Genomic DNA, 13,996 nt, shown 5'->3' with positions numbered 1-13,996 from the left:
ACCTCACTCGGCCGCCGGAAGCGCCGCCTTCGGGCGCTGCCAGCCGCGGGAGCCGCGGGCGCGGAGCCAGGCCGTGGTCTCCTCGGGCGGCATCGCCGCGGCCACCAGCCAGCCCTGTACGGCGTCGCAGCCCAGGTCGCGCAGGCGCTCCCAGGTCTCGTCGTCCTCGACGCCCTCGGCGACCACCAGCAGGCCCAGGGAGTGGGCCAGGTCGACCGTGCAGCGGACGATCTCGGCGTCCTCCGTGTCGACGGCGAGGCGGGCGACGAAGGAGCGGTCGATCTTCAGCTCGCTCACCGGGAGCCGGCGCAGATGGACGAGGGAGGAGTAGCCCGTGCCGAAGTCGTCCAGGGACATCTTCACGCCGTGGCCGGTGAGGCCGGCGAGGGTGTCGGCGGCGCGCTGCGGGTCCTCCAGCAGGACGTGTTCGGTGATCTCGAGCTGGAGGGCGCCCGCCGGGACGCCGTGCCGGGCGAGGCGGGCGGCGACGGAGCCGGCGAAGCCGGGGGTGTGGACGTCGCGCGGGGAGACGTTGACGGCGACCGGGACGTAGAGGCCCTGGGAGCGCCACCGGGCGACCTGGCCGAGCGCCGTCTCCAGCACGTACTCGGTGAGGACGGGCATCAGCCCGGAGGACTCGGCGATCGCTATGAACTCGTCCGGCGGGACCTTGCCGCGCTCCGGGTGCACCCAGCGGACCAGTGCCTCCAGGCCGGCCACCTGGCCGTCGAAGCGGACCTTCGGCTGGTAGTGCAGCTGCACCTCGTGGGCGTCGAGCGCCCGGCGCAGATCGGCGAGGAGGCCGAGGCGGTCGGGGGTGTTCGAGTCGCGCTTGGACTCGTAGACCTCGACACCGGTGCGGTCCCGCTTCGCCTGGTACATCGCCACGTCCGCGCGGCGCAGCATGCCCTCCGCGTCGAGGGCGTGGTCGGGGAAGACGGCGACTCCGGCGCTGGCCTCCAGGACGAGGGTGAGCCCGTCGAGGTCGAGCGGGGAGCTCAGCGCGGCCACCAGGCCGCGGGCGATCCGGGTGGCGGAGGTGGTGGAGTCGGCCACCGGGAGTAAGACGGCGAACTCGTCACCGCCGAGCCGGGCGACCTCCGCGCCGCGCGGCAGGGCCAGCCGCAGCCGGTCGGCGGTCTGCAGCAGCAGCCGGTCACCGGCGAGATGCCCCAGGGTGTCGTTGACCGATCGGAAGCGGTCGAGGTCGATCAGCATCAGGGCGGCCCGGGCACCGAGGCGTTCGGCCTCGTCGAGGGCGGTCCAGATGCGTTCCAGCAGCCACTGGCGGTTGGGCAGCCCGGTCAGCGGGTCGCGCAGCTGCTCCTCCGCCCGGGCCCGGGCTATCCACAGCGTGGAGTCGAGGGCGATGAGCGGGATGGAGAACAGCGGCAGCAGGATCGGCTTGGCGGCGGCGACGACGCAGACCAGCGGGGCGATGCCGAGCAGCGCGACCGCGACCAGGCCCTGTCTGACCAGGGCGGTGCGGGCGACGGTGGGCAGGCCGCCGGAGCGGGGCGCGTGCAGGTACCACAGCAGGATGCGGGTCACCAGCAGGTAGCCGGCCGCGGCGAGCACCACCTGGGGGGCTGTGGTGAGCGTCCAGGAGTCGGGGTCCCAGGGGTGCTCGACGGACGGCACCCGGCCGAAGGCGGCGAGGACCAGGGCGCCGGCGCCGATGCCGAGGATGTCCACCGCGCCCTGGAGGACGCCCTGCCGCCAGCGGTGGCGGCGGGCTATGCCGACCAGCACGACGACGGTGAGGCTGACCATGCCGGCCGGCACCCAGCCGTACAGCAGCAGCACGGCGAGGGTGAGGGCGGCGCCGGAGCCGGTGCCGCCCCACCAGCGGGCCCGGCCGAGCAGGACCAGATGGCCGACGATGATCCCGGTCAGCACGGCCAGCGACCAGCCGGCCGTGCCCGCCGGGAAGAGCGCGTGGTGGCCGGTGAAGGCCCGCAGGAAGCCGGCGCCGAGCGCGAACCCGGCGGCCGCGACGATGCCCGCGGGCAGCGCGGGCCAGGACAGGTGGCGCTCGGTGTCGGTGTCCGGCAGTCCGGTGCCGCGTCCGGCGGCCAGGGAGGCGGTGTCGGGGCCGTCCGCCGCGGCGGAGGTTCCCGGGGCGCGCTCCTGCGTGCCCGCGCCCCGAGCCGGCCGGCGGCTCCCTCGCCAGACGCCGGCCAACCGGCGCAGCCGTGAATCCGGGGCGGCGCTCTCGGTCGGTTCCATTCCCGTCCCTCTCACAGCCGGCGGTGCCCACGCCACGCGGCCCGATGGCCGACAACCCTCAGCGGCGGCCGCGTTGGAAAACCCTTCCCCGTGCCCGTCGAGACCAGGGGATGCCCCGACCGCAGCTGGGCACGGCAGGCGCACATCTCAACAGTAGGCCGCAGAAGGCTTCCACGGGCAGCGGTCGTCGACGGTTGCCCGAATGCGCCCTGCCCGCCCGTATCCATCTGATATGCGCCGATCGGGTGGTCTTCAACCGCTACCCCTCGGCCGGAAGCGCGGCCTCCGACGCCGCCTCAGGCCCTTGGTCCAGCAGGACCTTGAGGCCGTCCTCGTTCAGAACCGGCACCTTCAGCTGCATCGCCTTGTCGTATTTCGATCCCGGGTTGTCACCCACAATGACGAACGACGTCTTCTTCGAAACCGAACCGGTCACCTTGGCGCCCTGGCTCTGCAGCGCGTCCTTGGCCCCGTCGCGCGTGAAGTCCTCCAGCGTGCCCGTGACGACGACGGTAAGGCCTTCCAGCGGACGCGGGCCCTGGTCCTCGCCGGAGCGCTCGTCCTCCATGCGGACGCCGGCCGCCCGCCACTTGCGGATGATCTCCTGGTGCCACTCCTCGGCGAACCACTCCTTGAGGGAGGCGGCGATGATCGGCCCGACCCCCTCGGTGCCCGCCAGCTCCGCCTCGGTCGCCTGCTCGATGCGCTCGATGGAGCCGAACTCGCGGGCCAGCGCCTCGGCGGCGACCGGGCCGACATGGCGGATCGACAGGCCGGTGAGGATCCGGGCGAGCGGGCGCTGCTTGGCGGCCGCGATGTTCTCCAGCATCGCCAGCGCGTTCTTCTTCGGCTCGCCCTGCTGGTTGGCGAAGACCGTGGCGATCTTCTCCTCGCCCGTCTTCGGGTCGCGCTTGGGCAGGCCGCTGTCCTGGTCGAGGACGTACGCCTTGATGGGCAGCAGCTGCTCGACGGTGAGGTCGAACAGGTCGCCCTCGTCCTTCAGCGGCGGCTCCGCGGGCTCCAGCGGCTTGGTGAGGGCCGCCGCGGCGACATAGCCGAAGTGCTCGATGTCCAGCGCCTTGCGCCCGGCCAGGTAGAACAGACGCTCACGCAACTGTGCGGGGCAGGTACGGGAGTTCGGGCAGCGCAGGTCGACGTCGCCCTCCTTCATCGGCCTGAGCGGCGTGCCGCACTCGGGGCACTCGGCCGGCATCACGAACTCGCGCTCGCTGCCGTCGCGCAGGTCGACGACCGGTCCCAGGATCTCCGGGATGACGTCACCGGCCTTGCGCAGCACCACCGTGTCCCCGATGAGGACGCCCTTGGCCTTGACCACGTCCTGGTTGTGCAGGGTGGCGAACTCGACCTCGGAGCCCGCGACCGTGACCGGCTCGACCTGCGCGTACGGCGTGACGCGGCCGGTGCGGCCCACGCCGACGCGGATGTTGACCAGCTTGGTGTTGACCTCCTCCGGCGCGTACTTGTACGCGATCGCCCAGCGGGGCGCCCGGGAGGTGGAGCCGAGCCGCCCTTGGAGCGGGATCTCGTCGAGCTTGACGACGACGCCGTCGATCTCGTGCTCCACGGAGTGGCGGTTCTCGCCGTAGTACGCGATGAACTCCCGTACGCCGTCGAGGTCGTCGACCACCTTGTTGTGCCGGGAGGTGGGCAGGCCCCAGGTGCGCAGCAGGTCGTAGGCCTCGGACAGGCGGGTCAGGCCGGTGAAGCCCTCCAGCGCGCCGATGCCGTGCACCACCATGTGCAGCGGGCGGGTGGCGGTGACGCGGGGGTCCTTCTGGCGCAGCGAACCGGCGGCGGCGTTGCGCGGGTTGGCGAAGGGCTTGTCGCCGGCCTTCACCAGCCGGGCGTTCAGCTCCTCGAACTTCTCCATCGGGAAGTAGACCTCGCCGCGGATCTCCACGAGGTCGGGGACGCGGTCTCCGGTGAGGCGGTCCGGGATCTCCGCGATCGTCCGCACGTTCGGCGTGATGTCCTCGCCGGTGCGGCCGTCGCCGCGGGTCGCCGCGCGGGTGAGGCGGCCGCGCTCATAGGTGAGGTTGACGGCCAGGCCGTCGACCTTCAGCTCGCACAGGAAGTGGTGCGGGGAGCTGCCGACGTCCTTGTGGACGCGCTCGGCCCAGGCGGCCAGCTCCAGGTCGTCGAAGGCGTTGTCCAGCGACAGCATGCGCCGGCGGTGCTCGACGGAGGTGAACTCCGTCTCGTAGGCACCCGCGACCTTCTGGGTCGGGGAGTCCGGGGTGCGCAGCTCCGGGTGCTCCTCCTCCAGTGCCTCCAGCGAGCGCAGCAGCTTGTCGAACTCCGCGTCGCTGATGACGGGGGCGTCCTTCACGTAGTACCGGAAGCGGTGCTCCTCGATCTGCTCAGCGAGCTGCGCGTGCTTCTCCCGTGCCTCGGTGGGCACCGTGCTCTCCGCTTGCCTGTCGCCGGCCACCGTGTTGTCCTCCCGTTACTCAGGGTTGTCCGCGAGGGATCTCGCCGCCCGGACGCAGTGGGCGAGGGCCTTGCGCGCGTACTCGGGGGAAGCGCCCGCGAGTCCGCACGTCGGCGTGACCGTGACCGCCTCCGCGAGAAGCGCCGGTGACAGCCCCAGCCTGCGCCACAGCGTCCTGACACCCATGACGCTACCGGCAGGGTCTGACAATCGGCCGTCGGTGCTCGGGACGACACCGGCGAACAGCCGGGTACCGCTCTCCACGGCTTCCCCGATCGCGTCGTCGTCACGTTCGGTGAGCAGTGTGAAGTCGAAGGAGAGCGCCGCCGCGCCGGCCCGGCGCAGCAGGGCGAACGGGACGTCCGGGGCGCAGGAGTGGACGACGACCGGGCCGCCGTCGTGCACGCCGATCACGTCGCGCAGGGTCGCCTCGACGAGCTGCCGGTCGACGGCGCGGTGGGTGCGGTAGCCGCTGGCGGTCTTCACCTGGCCGCGCAGTACGGCGGTGAGGGACGGCTCGTCGAGCTGGAGCACGAGCCGGGCGCCGGGGACGCGGCGGCGCACCTCGTCGAGGTGCAGGCGCAGGCCCTCGGCGAGGGAGGCGGCGAGGTCGCGGCAGGCGCCGGGGTCGGAGAGGGCGGCCTCGCCGTTCCTCAGCTCCAGCGCGGCGGCCAGCGTCCACGGGCCGACGGCCTGCACCTTCAGCGGGCCCTCGTAGTCCTGGGTGAACTCCTCCAGTGCGTCCAGGTCCTCCCCGAGCCACGACCGCGCCCGCTTGGTGTCGCGCCCCGGCCGGTCGCCGATCCGCCAGCCGCTGGGCTCCACGCGCGCGTACAGCTCGACGAGCATCCCGGCGGTACGCCCGATCATGTCCGCGCCGGGCCCGCGAGCGGGCAGCTCGGCCAGGAAGGGGAAGTCCTCGAAGGACCCGGTGACGGTCTTGGCGGCCTCCCGGGCGTCGCCGCCGGGCAGCGACCCGACGCCGGTGGCGGGGGCGAGGGTGAACAGGCTGTTTTCACTCACGCGGGAAGCCTATGCCTCCGGCGGCGGCGCGGATCCCGCCCCCGTGCCCGGCCGGCTCAGCGCCCCGGCCGCACCGTCAGATCGTTGACCTCCGCGTCCCTGGGCAGGTCCAGCGCCATCAGGACGGTCGTGGCGACCGACTCGGGGTCGATCCACCGCGCGGGGTCGTACTCCTTGCCCTCCTGCTGGTGGACCTTGGCCTGCATGGGGCTGGCCGTGCGGCCCGGGTAGACGGAGGTGACCCGGACCCCGTTGGCGTGCTCCTCGTGGCGCAGGGAGTCGGCGAGGGCCTTCAGACCGTGCTTGGAGGCGGCGTACGCGGACCAGTCGGCGTGGGCGTTGAGGCCGGCGCCGGAGTTCACGAAGACCACGTGGCCGCGGGCGGCGCGCAGTTGGGGCAGGAAGTGCCGGGTCAGCTCGGCGGGCGCGATCAGGTTCACGTTGAGCTGGTGGCGCCAGGTCTTGGGCGTCAGGTCGCCGACCGGGCCCAGCTCCACCACGCCGGCGATGTGCAGCAGCGAGTCCACCCGGTCCGGGAGCGTCTGGTGGGAGAAGGCCCAGCTCAGCTTGTCGGGATCGGACAGGTCCCCGACCAGGGTCCTCGCGCCGGGGAACTCGGCCGCCAGTTCCTTCGCGCGGCCCGCGTCGCGCGCGTGCAGGAAGAGCTCGTCCCCGCGCGCGTGGAGGCGGCGGGCGACGGCCGCGCCGATGCCGGAGCCCGCTCCGGTGATCACATGTGTAGCCATGCCCGCCATGCTCGCATCACCGCGCGGTCAGACCACGCCCTGGCTCTCCTCCAGGTAGGCCAGCGCGCCCACCGGCTCCTCGGCGAAGAACACCAGGTCGGTCAGGGGGCGGGGCAGGAAGCCCTCGTCCTCCATGCGCCGGAACTGCTCCTTGAGGCCGTCGTAGAAGCCCTCGGTGTTCAGCAGCACCACCGGCTTCTCCGTCTTGCCGTGCTTCTTCAGCTCCAGGATCTCGGTGGCCTCGTCGAGCGTCCCGGTGCCGCCGACCATGATCACCACGGCGTCGGACTTCTCCAGCAGCAGCCGCTTGCGCTCGGCGAGGTCCCGCGCGACGACCATCTCGTCGGCGCCGGGGCGCGCCTTCGCGGCGAGGAAGTCCACGGAGACCCCCACGAGCCGGCCGCCCGCCTCCTGCACTCCGTCCGCGACGACCTTCATCAGGCCGACGTCGGAGCCGCCCCAGACGAGCGTGTGCCCGCCCTTGCCCAGGAGCTTCGCGAACTCCCGCGCGGGCCGGGTGTAGCGGTCGTCGAGGTCGGCGGCGGAGAGGAAGACGCAGATGTTCATGGCTTCCACCGTACGCGGGAACAACCACCGCCCCGCGCACGCTGTCCTGGTATGGCCCATGGACACACGATCACCATCGAGCAGGGCACCCGGCGCGTGCGGGTCGTCCACGACGGACAGGTGCTGGCCGAGAGCGACCGGCCCCTGGTGCTGAAGGAGACCGGCTGTCCCGTGCGGTACTACATCCCCGCCGAGGACGTACGGCTCGACCTCCTGACCCCGTCCGAGACCCACACCGACTGCCCCTTCAAGGGGACGGCGTCCTACTGGTCGCTGCCGGGCGCCGCCGACCTCGTCTGGGCGTACCCGGACCCGAAACCGGACGTCGCGGCGATCAAGGATCACCTCTGTTTCTACGACGTCGAAGTGTTGTGACCCGATGAGTTCCGTGTCCCGTGGCAGTCTGCGGGGGCATGGACAACGAGACCATCTCGCGCGACGGCACACCCATCGCGTACCAGCGCACCGGCCGGGGCCCCGCGATCGTCCTGATCAGCGGGGCCATGTCGACGGGCGCCACGACGACGCCGCTGGCCGCCACCCTGAGGGACCGCTTCGAGGTCGTGGTGTACGACCGCCGGGGGCGCGGCGCGAGCGGTGACACACCGCCGTACGCGGTGGCCCGCGAGGTCGAGGACCTGGCGGCGCTGATCGAGGCGGTGGGCGGCGAGGCGGCGCTCTACGGCATGTCGTCGGGCGGCGCGCTGGCCCTGGAGGCGGCGGCGAGCGGACTGCCGGTGCGCCGGGTCGCGGTCTACGAGCCGCCGTTCGCCGACTTCTCGGCGGGCGGCGCGGAGGAACGCGCCGCCTACACGCAGAACCTGGCGTGGGCGCTCGCCGAGGGGCGGCGCGGGGACGCCGTGGAGCTGTTCCTGCGGCTCACCGGGCTGGCCCCGGAGATGATCGCGGGCGCGCGGCAGTCCCCCATGTGGGCGGACATGGAGGCGATCGCGCCGAGCCTCGCCTACGACGACGCCGTGATGGGCGACGGGCTGGTGCCGCGCGAGCGCCTGCGCGAGGTCACCGTGCCCGTGCTGGCCCTGGCGGGCGCGATGAGCCCCGCCTGGCTGCGCGAGGCGGCACGGGCCGTCGCGGAGGCGGTGCCCCAGGGCACCTACCGGGCCTTGGAGGACCAGAACCACATGGTCGAGCCCCAGGTGCTGGGCCCGGTGCTCGCGGAGTTCCTCACGGGCTGACCGGGCCTCGGGCGCCCTTCCTCGGGTTCAGGCCACCCCGGCCGTCGCCCGCACCGTCGACGCGATGGTCGCCGAGCCCACCACGCGGGTGCCGTCGTACAGCACGATCGCCTGGCCGGGGGCGACGCCGCGGACCGGCTCGGAGAAGTCCACGCGCAGCTCGCCGTCGACGACCTCGGCGGTGACCTCGGTCTCGCCGCCGTGGGCGCGCAGCTGGGCGGTGTAGGTGCCGGGGCCGGCGGGGGCCGTGCCGCACCAGCGGGGCTTGATCGCGGTGAGCGCGGAGACGTCCAGGGCCTCCGCCGGGCCCACGGTGACGGTGTTGTTCACCGGCGAGATGTCGAGGACGTAGCGCGGCTTTCCGTCGGGGGCCGGGGTGCCGATGCGCAGGCCCTTGCGCTGGCCGATGGTGAAGCCGTAGGCGCCCTCGTGGGTGCCCAGCTTGTTGCCGGTCTCGTCGACGATGTCGCCCTCGGCCTTGCCGAGCCTGCTCGCCAGGAAGCCCTGGGTGTCGCCGTCGGCGATGAAGCAGATGTCGTGCGAGTCGGGCTTCTTGGCGACGGCGAGGCCGCGCCGCTCGGCCTCCGCGCGGATCTCGTCCTTGGTGGTGACGGTGTCGCCGAGCGGGAACATCGCGTGCGCGAGCTGCTTGTCGTCCAGGACGCCGAGCACGTACGACTGGTCCTTGGCCATGTCGGAGGCGCGGTGCAGTTCGCGGGAGCCGTCCTCGCGGACGATCACCTTGGCGTAGTGGCCGGTGCACACGGCGTCGAAGCCGAGGGCGAGCGCCTTGTCGAGCAGCGCGGCGAACTTGATCTTCTCGTTGCAGCGCAGGCACGGGTTGGGGGTGCGGCCCGCCTCGTACTCGGCGACGAAGTCCTCGACGACGTCCTCACGGAAGCGGTCGGCGAGGTCCCAGACGTAGAAGGGGATGCCGATGACGTCCGCCGCGCGGCGGGCGTCCCGGGAGTCCTCGATGGTGCAACAGCCCCGCGCGCCCGTACGGAAGGACTGCGGGTTCGCGGAGAGCGCGAGGTGGACGCCGGTCACGTCGTGGCCTGCCTCGGCCGCGCGGGCGGCGGCGACGGCGGAGTCGACACCGCCGGACATGGCGGCGAGGACGCGGAGCGGGCGGGAGCGCTGCGGGGTGTCAGTCATAACCCCTCCAGGGTACGGGGGCGCGGGAACCGGAGCCCGCGAGTATCCGTTCTCGGTCACATGGGAGAGACGAAGGACGGCTCGCGCCGGCGGATCGGGCGGCGTTCGCTGATCATCGGCGGTGCGGCGGCCGTGGTCGGCACGGGCGCCGTGCTGGCGCGCGACGAGCTGTCGCGGCTGTGGTGGCAGGTGCCCGGGGTGGAGAAGCCCCGGGTGAAGGGCGCGGTCGACTACCGGGGCGCGCGCTGGGTGGAGGCCTCCTCGGCCAACTTCCGCTGGGCGGACCGGCCGGACGACTACGAGATAGACATGGTGATCGTCCATGTCACCCAGGGCAGCTTCGACAGCGCGGTGAAGGTCTTCCAGGACCCGGAGCACGGCGCGGCGTCGCACTACATCGTCGGGCAGGACGGCCGGGTCGCCCAGATGATCCGCGAGCTGGACGTGGCGTACCACGCGGGCAACCGGGACTACAACGAGCGCAGCGTCGGCATCGAGCACGCGGGTTTCGTCGACCGCCCGCAGGACTTCACGGACGCCATGTACACCGCGTCGGCCCGTCTGACGGCGGGGATCTGCCGGCGGTACGGCATCCCGGTCGACCGCGAGCACATCATCGGGCATGTGGAGGTGCCGGGCACCGACCACACCGATCCGGGGCCGCACTGGGACTGGGACCGGTACATACGGCTGGTTCGGCAGGCGCGCACGGCATCGGCGACCTAGGGGGTGTCTCGCCGATCATGCCGGGCTCGCGGCGCCTGGCACCGCGCCTCGCCGCGTTGTCGTCACTCGCCGATGCTCCGCATCGACTCCCTCCTCCGCCTTGCGATGCACGGCACCAGACACCGCTCCCTGATCCGGCATGATCGGCAAGACACCCCCTAGACCCCGCCGCCCGGACCTGCCCAGAAGCCCGATCAGCGAAAAAAGTGCGAATTACCCACTTCCATTTCTCTGCGACCGTCCTATCCTGTTTATAGGCCTATGAGACGAGTGAGGGAGCTCGACCGGAGTAGCCGACTTTGGCGAGAAGCTGAGGCTTCCGCCGGTGCCGACGTCGACGGTCGCGCTGAGAGGCCAGAAAGTCGCTTACACAGGACTGGATGACGACCCCTAACCACCTGATCCGGGTCATACCGGCGAAGGGAACCCGTTTCATAGGTCGTTTGCGTGCGCCCGGGCGGCCCTACGTCAGCCCCGCCGCCCGCGCCCGCTCCACCGCCGGGCCGATCGCCTTGGCGACCGCCTCCACGTCGGCCGCGGTGGAGGTGTGGCCGAGGGAGAAGCGCAGGGTGCCGCGGGCCAGGTCGGGGTCGGTGCCGGTGGCCAGCAGGACATGGCTGGGCTGGGCCACGCCCGCGGTGCACGCGGAACCGGTGGAGCACTCGATGCCCTGGGCGTCCAGGAGCAGCAGCAGGGAGTCGCCCTCGCAGCCGGGGAACGTGAAGTGGGCGTTGGCCGGGAGCCGGTCGACGGGGTCGCCGCCGAGGATCGCGTCCGGGACGGCCGTACGGACCGCCGTGACCAGGTCGTCGCGCAGAGCGCCGATCTCGCGGGCGAAGCGCTCGCGGTGCTCGGCGGCGTGCCGCCCGGCGACCGCGAAGGAGGCGATCGCGGGCACGTCGAGGGTGCCGGAGCGGACGTGGCGTTCCTGGCCGCCGCCGTGCAGCACGGGGACGGGGGCGTACTCACGGCCGAGGAGCAGCGCGCCGATGCCGTACGGGCCGCCGATCTTGTGGCCGGAGACGGTCATCGCGGCGAGGCCGGAGGCGGCGAAGTCGACCGGGAGCTGACCGACCGCCTGGACCGCGTCGGCGTGCAGAGGGACGCCGAACTCGGCTGCGGTGTCGGCGAGTTCACGGACCGGCATGACGGTGCCGATCTCGTTGTTGGCCCACATGACGGTGGCGAGGGCGACGTCGTCGGGGTCGCGGGCGATCGCCTCGCGCAGCGCGTCCGGGTGGACGCGGCCGTGGGCGTCGACCGGCAGGTACTCGACGGTGGCGCCCTCCTGTTCGCCGAGCCAGTGGACCGCGTCGAGGACCGCGTGGTGTTCGACGGGGCTGGCCAGGACGCGGGTACGGGCGGGGTCGGCGGCGCGCCGGGCCCAGAACAGGCCCTTGACGGCGAGGTTGTCGGCCTCGGTGCCGCCGGAGGTGAAGACCACCTCGCTGGGGCGGGCGCCCAGGGCTTCGGCCAGGGTCTCCCGGGCTTCCTCGACCGTGCGACGGGCCTGCCGGCCGGACGCGTGCAGGGAGGAGGCGTTGCCCGTGATCCCGAGGTGGGCGGTCAGTGCCTCTGCCGCCTCCGGGAGCATGGGGGTGGTCGCGGCGTGGTCGAGGTATGCCATGGTGACGCCGATTCTACGGCGCACTCCCCCGAGGAACTCCGGACGCCCGGCCGCCCCGGACGCCCGGCGCCGGGTGCGGGCCGGCTCAGAGGCTCCAGGAGATGGTGTTGTCCGCCTGCATGAACGCGGCCAGCACGACGAGGTCGGCGACGCCCAGGCCGAGGCCGAGGTAGGCGCGCCCGCGGCGGCGGGTGCCGCGCCAGAGGGCGACGGCCGCCAGGGTGATGGCGATCGGCCCGAGGAAGACGTTGAGCACGAGCAGGCCGAGCAGGCCGAGGACGAAGGACGCGACGGCCATGCCGTCGGTGTCGCGGATGCCGGTGCGGCGCGTGGCCGGTGCGGTGAGATGCATGTCGGTCGGCTTCCTGCGGTCGGTGGTGTCAGTGAGTGGACGTGTGGCGACGGCGGGCGTGCCGCTCGCGCGCGGCGAAGACGGCGAGCCAGGCGGCGATCACCGCGCCCGCCACGACGGAGAAGCCGAGCGGCGCGTGGGCGACGGTGCCCAGCACCATGCCCAGCAGGAGCAGGGCTGCGACTAGGAAGAGCATGGGACGGAATCCCCCTCCGTGAACGATTGCGGTAACACTTGTTCACTGACTTGCCAGTCTAACGCCCCTCACACCTTTCCAATTCCGGAGAACAGTTGTTAACTACATGGCATGAGTCACACCCTCGGTATCCGGCAGGCCCAGAAGCAGAAGACCCGGCAGGCGCTCCTGGACGCGGCGTTGCGTCTGCTGGAGGAGCAGAGCCTGAGCAGCCTGGGCCTGCGTGAGGTCACCCGCGCCGTCGGTGTCGCCCCGACCGCCTTCTACCGGCACTTCCGCTCCACGGCGGATCTCGGCGTGGCCCTGGTCGAGGAGGCGCTGGGCAGCCTGCACCCGATGATCCGGACGACGGTGTCCGCGGTGGACGACCACGAGGAACGCATCACGCGCGCCGTCGAGCTGATCGCCCGTCATGTGGACGCGTACCCCGCACACGTCCGTTTCATCGCCCGGGAACGACATGGCGGAGTCCAGCCGGTGCGCGAGGCCATCCGGGAGCAACTCGCCCGGTTCACCGAGGAGGTGAAGGCCGAGCTGGCCAAGGACCGGGTCTCCGAGGGCTGGAGCGACGACGACCTGCTGATGCTCGCCGGTCTCTACGTCGACCAGATGCTGATCACCGCCTCGCTCTTCCTGGAGACCCTGGACGCCCCCGAGGAGGAGCGCCTGCGTGTCTCCCGGACCGCCACCCGCCAGCTCCGGCTGATCAGCGTCGGCCGCGCGCACTGGCGGGACTGAACCGGCGTATTTCAGCCGTCCCCCGCGTACAGCCCGGTCACGGCCGCCGCCGCCCGTGCCAGTTCGGCGCGCACCTCGGGCGGTGACACGACCTCCACGTGGTCGGCGAACTGGAGCAGCCCGCGGGCCTCGCCCAGCACGCCGTACGACAGCCGTACGGTGACCCACTCGCCGTCGCCGGCGGGGTCGTCCGGATCCGCCGCCAGCCAGGGCCTGTTGATGCGCAGGAACAGGTCGAGGCGGTCGCGCCGGACGCGGGCGGTGACGTCGAGGCCGCCGGGGCGTTCCTCCACCCCGCGGCGCAGCACCTCCCAGACGTCGGCGAGTTCCACGCCGGGGCGGCGCCGCACGGGTTCGTCGAGCACCCGCGCGGAGCGCACCCGGTCGGCGCGGAACAGCCGCGGCGTCGACCGCCGGTCGGCGACCAGGTACCAGACGCCGGCCTTGGCGACGAGGCCGTACGGGTCGACGGTGTAGGTGCGCGGCGCGTCGGCGCCGCCGTGCCGGTAGCGCAGCCGCAGCCGGCGGTCGGCGAAGACCGCGTCCTGGAGGGTGTCGAGGTCGACGGCGGGTTGCGGGCCGCCCTTCCAGCGGGTGGCGTCGACGAGGACGCGCCGGGAGACGGCGTCGGCGGGCCGGGCGGTGCGGGGCCGGCAGCGCCGCCATCACCTTGCGCAGGGCGGAGCCGAGCGCGCCGTCCAGGCCGAGGGCGGCGTGGGCGCCCTGCGCGGCCAGCACGAACAGGGCCCGGGACTCGTCGGCGGTCAGTCCGGTGACGTCCGTGCGGAAGCCCGCGAGGAGTTCGATGCCGCCGTGCCGGCCGCGTTCGGCGTACACCGGGACGCCGGCGGCGGACAGGGCCTCGACGTCCCGGTAGATCGTGCGGACGGACACCTCCAGCCGCTCGGCGAGTTCGTGCGCGGGGACGCGGCCGCGCGTCTGGAGGAGCAGCAGGATCGACAGCAGGCGGTCGGACTTCACCGCCC

General features: G+C 72.7%; 13 protein-coding genes and 1 pseudogene. 4 read left to right on the top strand and 10 right to left on the bottom strand.

The window, feature by feature from the left end; all coding sequences use genetic code 11:
• Positions 1–3 precede the first annotated feature (3 nt).
• The 5 genes from AMK31_RS15300 to AMK31_RS15280 form a co-directional block, all read right to left on the bottom strand.
• A complete protein-coding gene (locus tag AMK31_RS15300) occupies positions 4–2,229 on the bottom strand; it encodes a putative bifunctional diguanylate cyclase/phosphodiesterase (RefSeq protein ID WP_073941067.1) in 2,226 nt (741 codons plus the stop codon).
• Between the two features lie 259 nt (positions 2,230–2,488).
• Positions 2,489–4,681 (bottom strand): NAD-dependent DNA ligase LigA, encoded by a 2,193-nt coding sequence (gene ligA / locus AMK31_RS15295; RefSeq protein ID WP_073941066.1) that lies wholly within the window; start codon positions 4,679–4,681, stop codon positions 2,489–2,491.
• A gap of 15 nt (positions 4,682–4,696) precedes the next feature.
• On the bottom strand, positions 4,697–5,704 hold the full coding sequence (locus AMK31_RS15290; protein ID WP_073941065.1) for a methionine synthase: 1,008 nt from the start codon (positions 5,702–5,704) through the stop codon (positions 4,697–4,699).
• Between the two features lie 56 nt (positions 5,705–5,760).
• Positions 5,761–6,459, bottom strand: a complete 699-nt coding sequence (locus AMK31_RS15285; RefSeq protein ID WP_073941064.1) for an SDR family oxidoreductase — start codon at positions 6,457–6,459, stop codon at positions 5,761–5,763.
• Positions 6,460–6,477: 18 nt separating this feature from the next.
• Positions 6,478–7,017 (bottom strand): TIGR00730 family Rossman fold protein, encoded by a 540-nt coding sequence (locus AMK31_RS15280; protein ID WP_073941063.1) that lies wholly within the window; start codon positions 7,015–7,017, stop codon positions 6,478–6,480.
• A 51-nt stretch (positions 7,018–7,068) separates the two neighbouring features.
• On the opposite strand from AMK31_RS15280, the gene AMK31_RS15275 reads away from it, so the two are divergent.
• Complete coding sequence (locus tag AMK31_RS15275) at positions 7,069–7,392, top strand: DUF427 domain-containing protein (RefSeq protein WP_073941062.1); 324 nt, start codon at positions 7,069–7,071, stop codon at positions 7,390–7,392.
• 38 nt (positions 7,393–7,430) lie between these two features.
• Positions 7,431–8,213, top strand: coding sequence for an alpha/beta fold hydrolase (locus AMK31_RS15270; protein ID WP_073941061.1), 783 nt, complete (start codon positions 7,431–7,433; stop codon positions 8,211–8,213).
• 27 nt (positions 8,214–8,240) lie between these two features.
• On the opposite strand, the gene mnmA is transcribed toward AMK31_RS15270, so the two are convergent.
• A complete protein-coding gene (mnmA, locus tag AMK31_RS15265; protein WP_073941060.1) occupies positions 8,241–9,371 on the bottom strand; it encodes a tRNA 2-thiouridine(34) synthase MnmA in 1,131 nt (376 codons plus the stop codon).
• A 60-nt stretch (positions 9,372–9,431) separates the two neighbouring features.
• Here mnmA and AMK31_RS15260 point away from each other — a divergent pair, with 60 nt between their 5' ends.
• The gene (locus AMK31_RS15260; RefSeq protein WP_073941059.1) at positions 9,432–10,097 is read left to right on the top strand and encodes an N-acetylmuramoyl-L-alanine amidase; all 666 of its coding nucleotides are present in this window, start codon (positions 9,432–9,434) and stop codon (positions 10,095–10,097) included.
• A gap of 463 nt (positions 10,098–10,560) precedes the next feature.
• Here AMK31_RS15260 and AMK31_RS15255 read toward each other — a convergent pair whose 3' ends face one another.
• The 3 genes from AMK31_RS15255 to AMK31_RS39825 form a co-directional block, all read right to left on the bottom strand.
• Positions 10,561–11,724 carry a cysteine desulfurase family protein gene (locus AMK31_RS15255; protein WP_073941058.1) on the bottom strand — a complete coding sequence of 388 codons (1,164 nt, stop codon included), beginning with the start codon at positions 11,722–11,724 and terminating at the stop codon, positions 10,561–10,563.
• An 85-nt stretch (positions 11,725–11,809) separates the two neighbouring features.
• Entirely contained in the window at positions 11,810–12,076 is a 267-nt protein-coding gene (locus AMK31_RS15250) for a DUF4190 domain-containing protein (RefSeq protein ID WP_073941057.1), read from the bottom strand.
• Between the two features lie 28 nt (positions 12,077–12,104).
• Entirely contained in the window at positions 12,105–12,272 is a 168-nt protein-coding gene (locus tag AMK31_RS39825) for a hypothetical protein (RefSeq protein WP_107468613.1), read from the bottom strand.
• 111 nt (positions 12,273–12,383) lie between these two features.
• On the opposite strand from AMK31_RS39825, the gene AMK31_RS15245 reads away from it, so the two are divergent.
• On the top strand, positions 12,384–13,010 hold the full coding sequence (locus tag AMK31_RS15245; protein ID WP_073941056.1) for a TetR family transcriptional regulator: 627 nt from the start codon (positions 12,384–12,386) through the stop codon (positions 13,008–13,010).
• Between the two features lie 11 nt (positions 13,011–13,021).
• On the opposite strand, the pseudogene AMK31_RS15240 reads toward AMK31_RS15245, so the two are convergent.
• A pseudogene (locus AMK31_RS15240) lies at positions 13,022–13,991 on the bottom strand (helix-turn-helix transcriptional regulator).
• Between the last annotated feature and the right edge of the window lie 5 nt (positions 13,992–13,996).

This window comes from Streptomyces sp. TSRI0107, assembly GCF_001905845.1.
GTDB lineage: Bacteria > Actinomycetota > Actinomycetes > Streptomycetales > Streptomycetaceae > Streptomyces.
The sequence above is the reverse complement of the archived record's forward strand: the minus strand, read 5'-3'. Positions and strand labels throughout refer to the sequence as shown.

Coding starts and splice junctions, on each gene's coding strand:
- AMK31_RS15280 (WP_073941063.1), bottom strand. CDS start 7,017: ATGAACATCTGCGTCTTCCTCTCCGCCGCCGACCTCGACGACCGCTAC.
- AMK31_RS39825 (WP_107468613.1), bottom strand. CDS start 12,272: ATGCTCTTCCTAGTCGCAGCCCTGCTCCTGCTGGGCATGGTGCTGGGC.
- AMK31_RS15260 (WP_073941059.1), top strand. CDS start 9,432: ATGGGAGAGACGAAGGACGGCTCGCGCCGGCGGATCGGGCGGCGTTCG.
- AMK31_RS15285 (WP_073941064.1), bottom strand. CDS start 6,459: ATGGCGGGCATGGCTACACATGTGATCACCGGAGCGGGCTCCGGCATC.
- AMK31_RS15275 (WP_073941062.1), top strand. CDS start 7,069: ATGGCCCATGGACACACGATCACCATCGAGCAGGGCACCCGGCGCGTG.
- AMK31_RS15300 (WP_073941067.1), bottom strand. CDS start 2,229: ATGGAACCGACCGAGAGCGCCGCCCCGGATTCACGGCTGCGCCGGTTG.
- mnmA (WP_073941060.1), bottom strand. CDS start 9,371: ATGACTGACACCCCGCAGCGCTCCCGCCCGCTCCGCGTCCTCGCCGCC.
- AMK31_RS15270 (WP_073941061.1), top strand. CDS start 7,431: ATGGACAACGAGACCATCTCGCGCGACGGCACACCCATCGCGTACCAG.
- AMK31_RS15250 (WP_073941057.1), bottom strand. CDS start 12,076: ATGCATCTCACCGCACCGGCCACGCGCCGCACCGGCATCCGCGACACC.
- AMK31_RS15245 (WP_073941056.1), top strand. CDS start 12,384: ATGAGTCACACCCTCGGTATCCGGCAGGCCCAGAAGCAGAAGACCCGG.
- AMK31_RS15255 (WP_073941058.1), bottom strand. CDS start 11,724: ATGGCATACCTCGACCACGCCGCGACCACCCCCATGCTCCCGGAGGCG.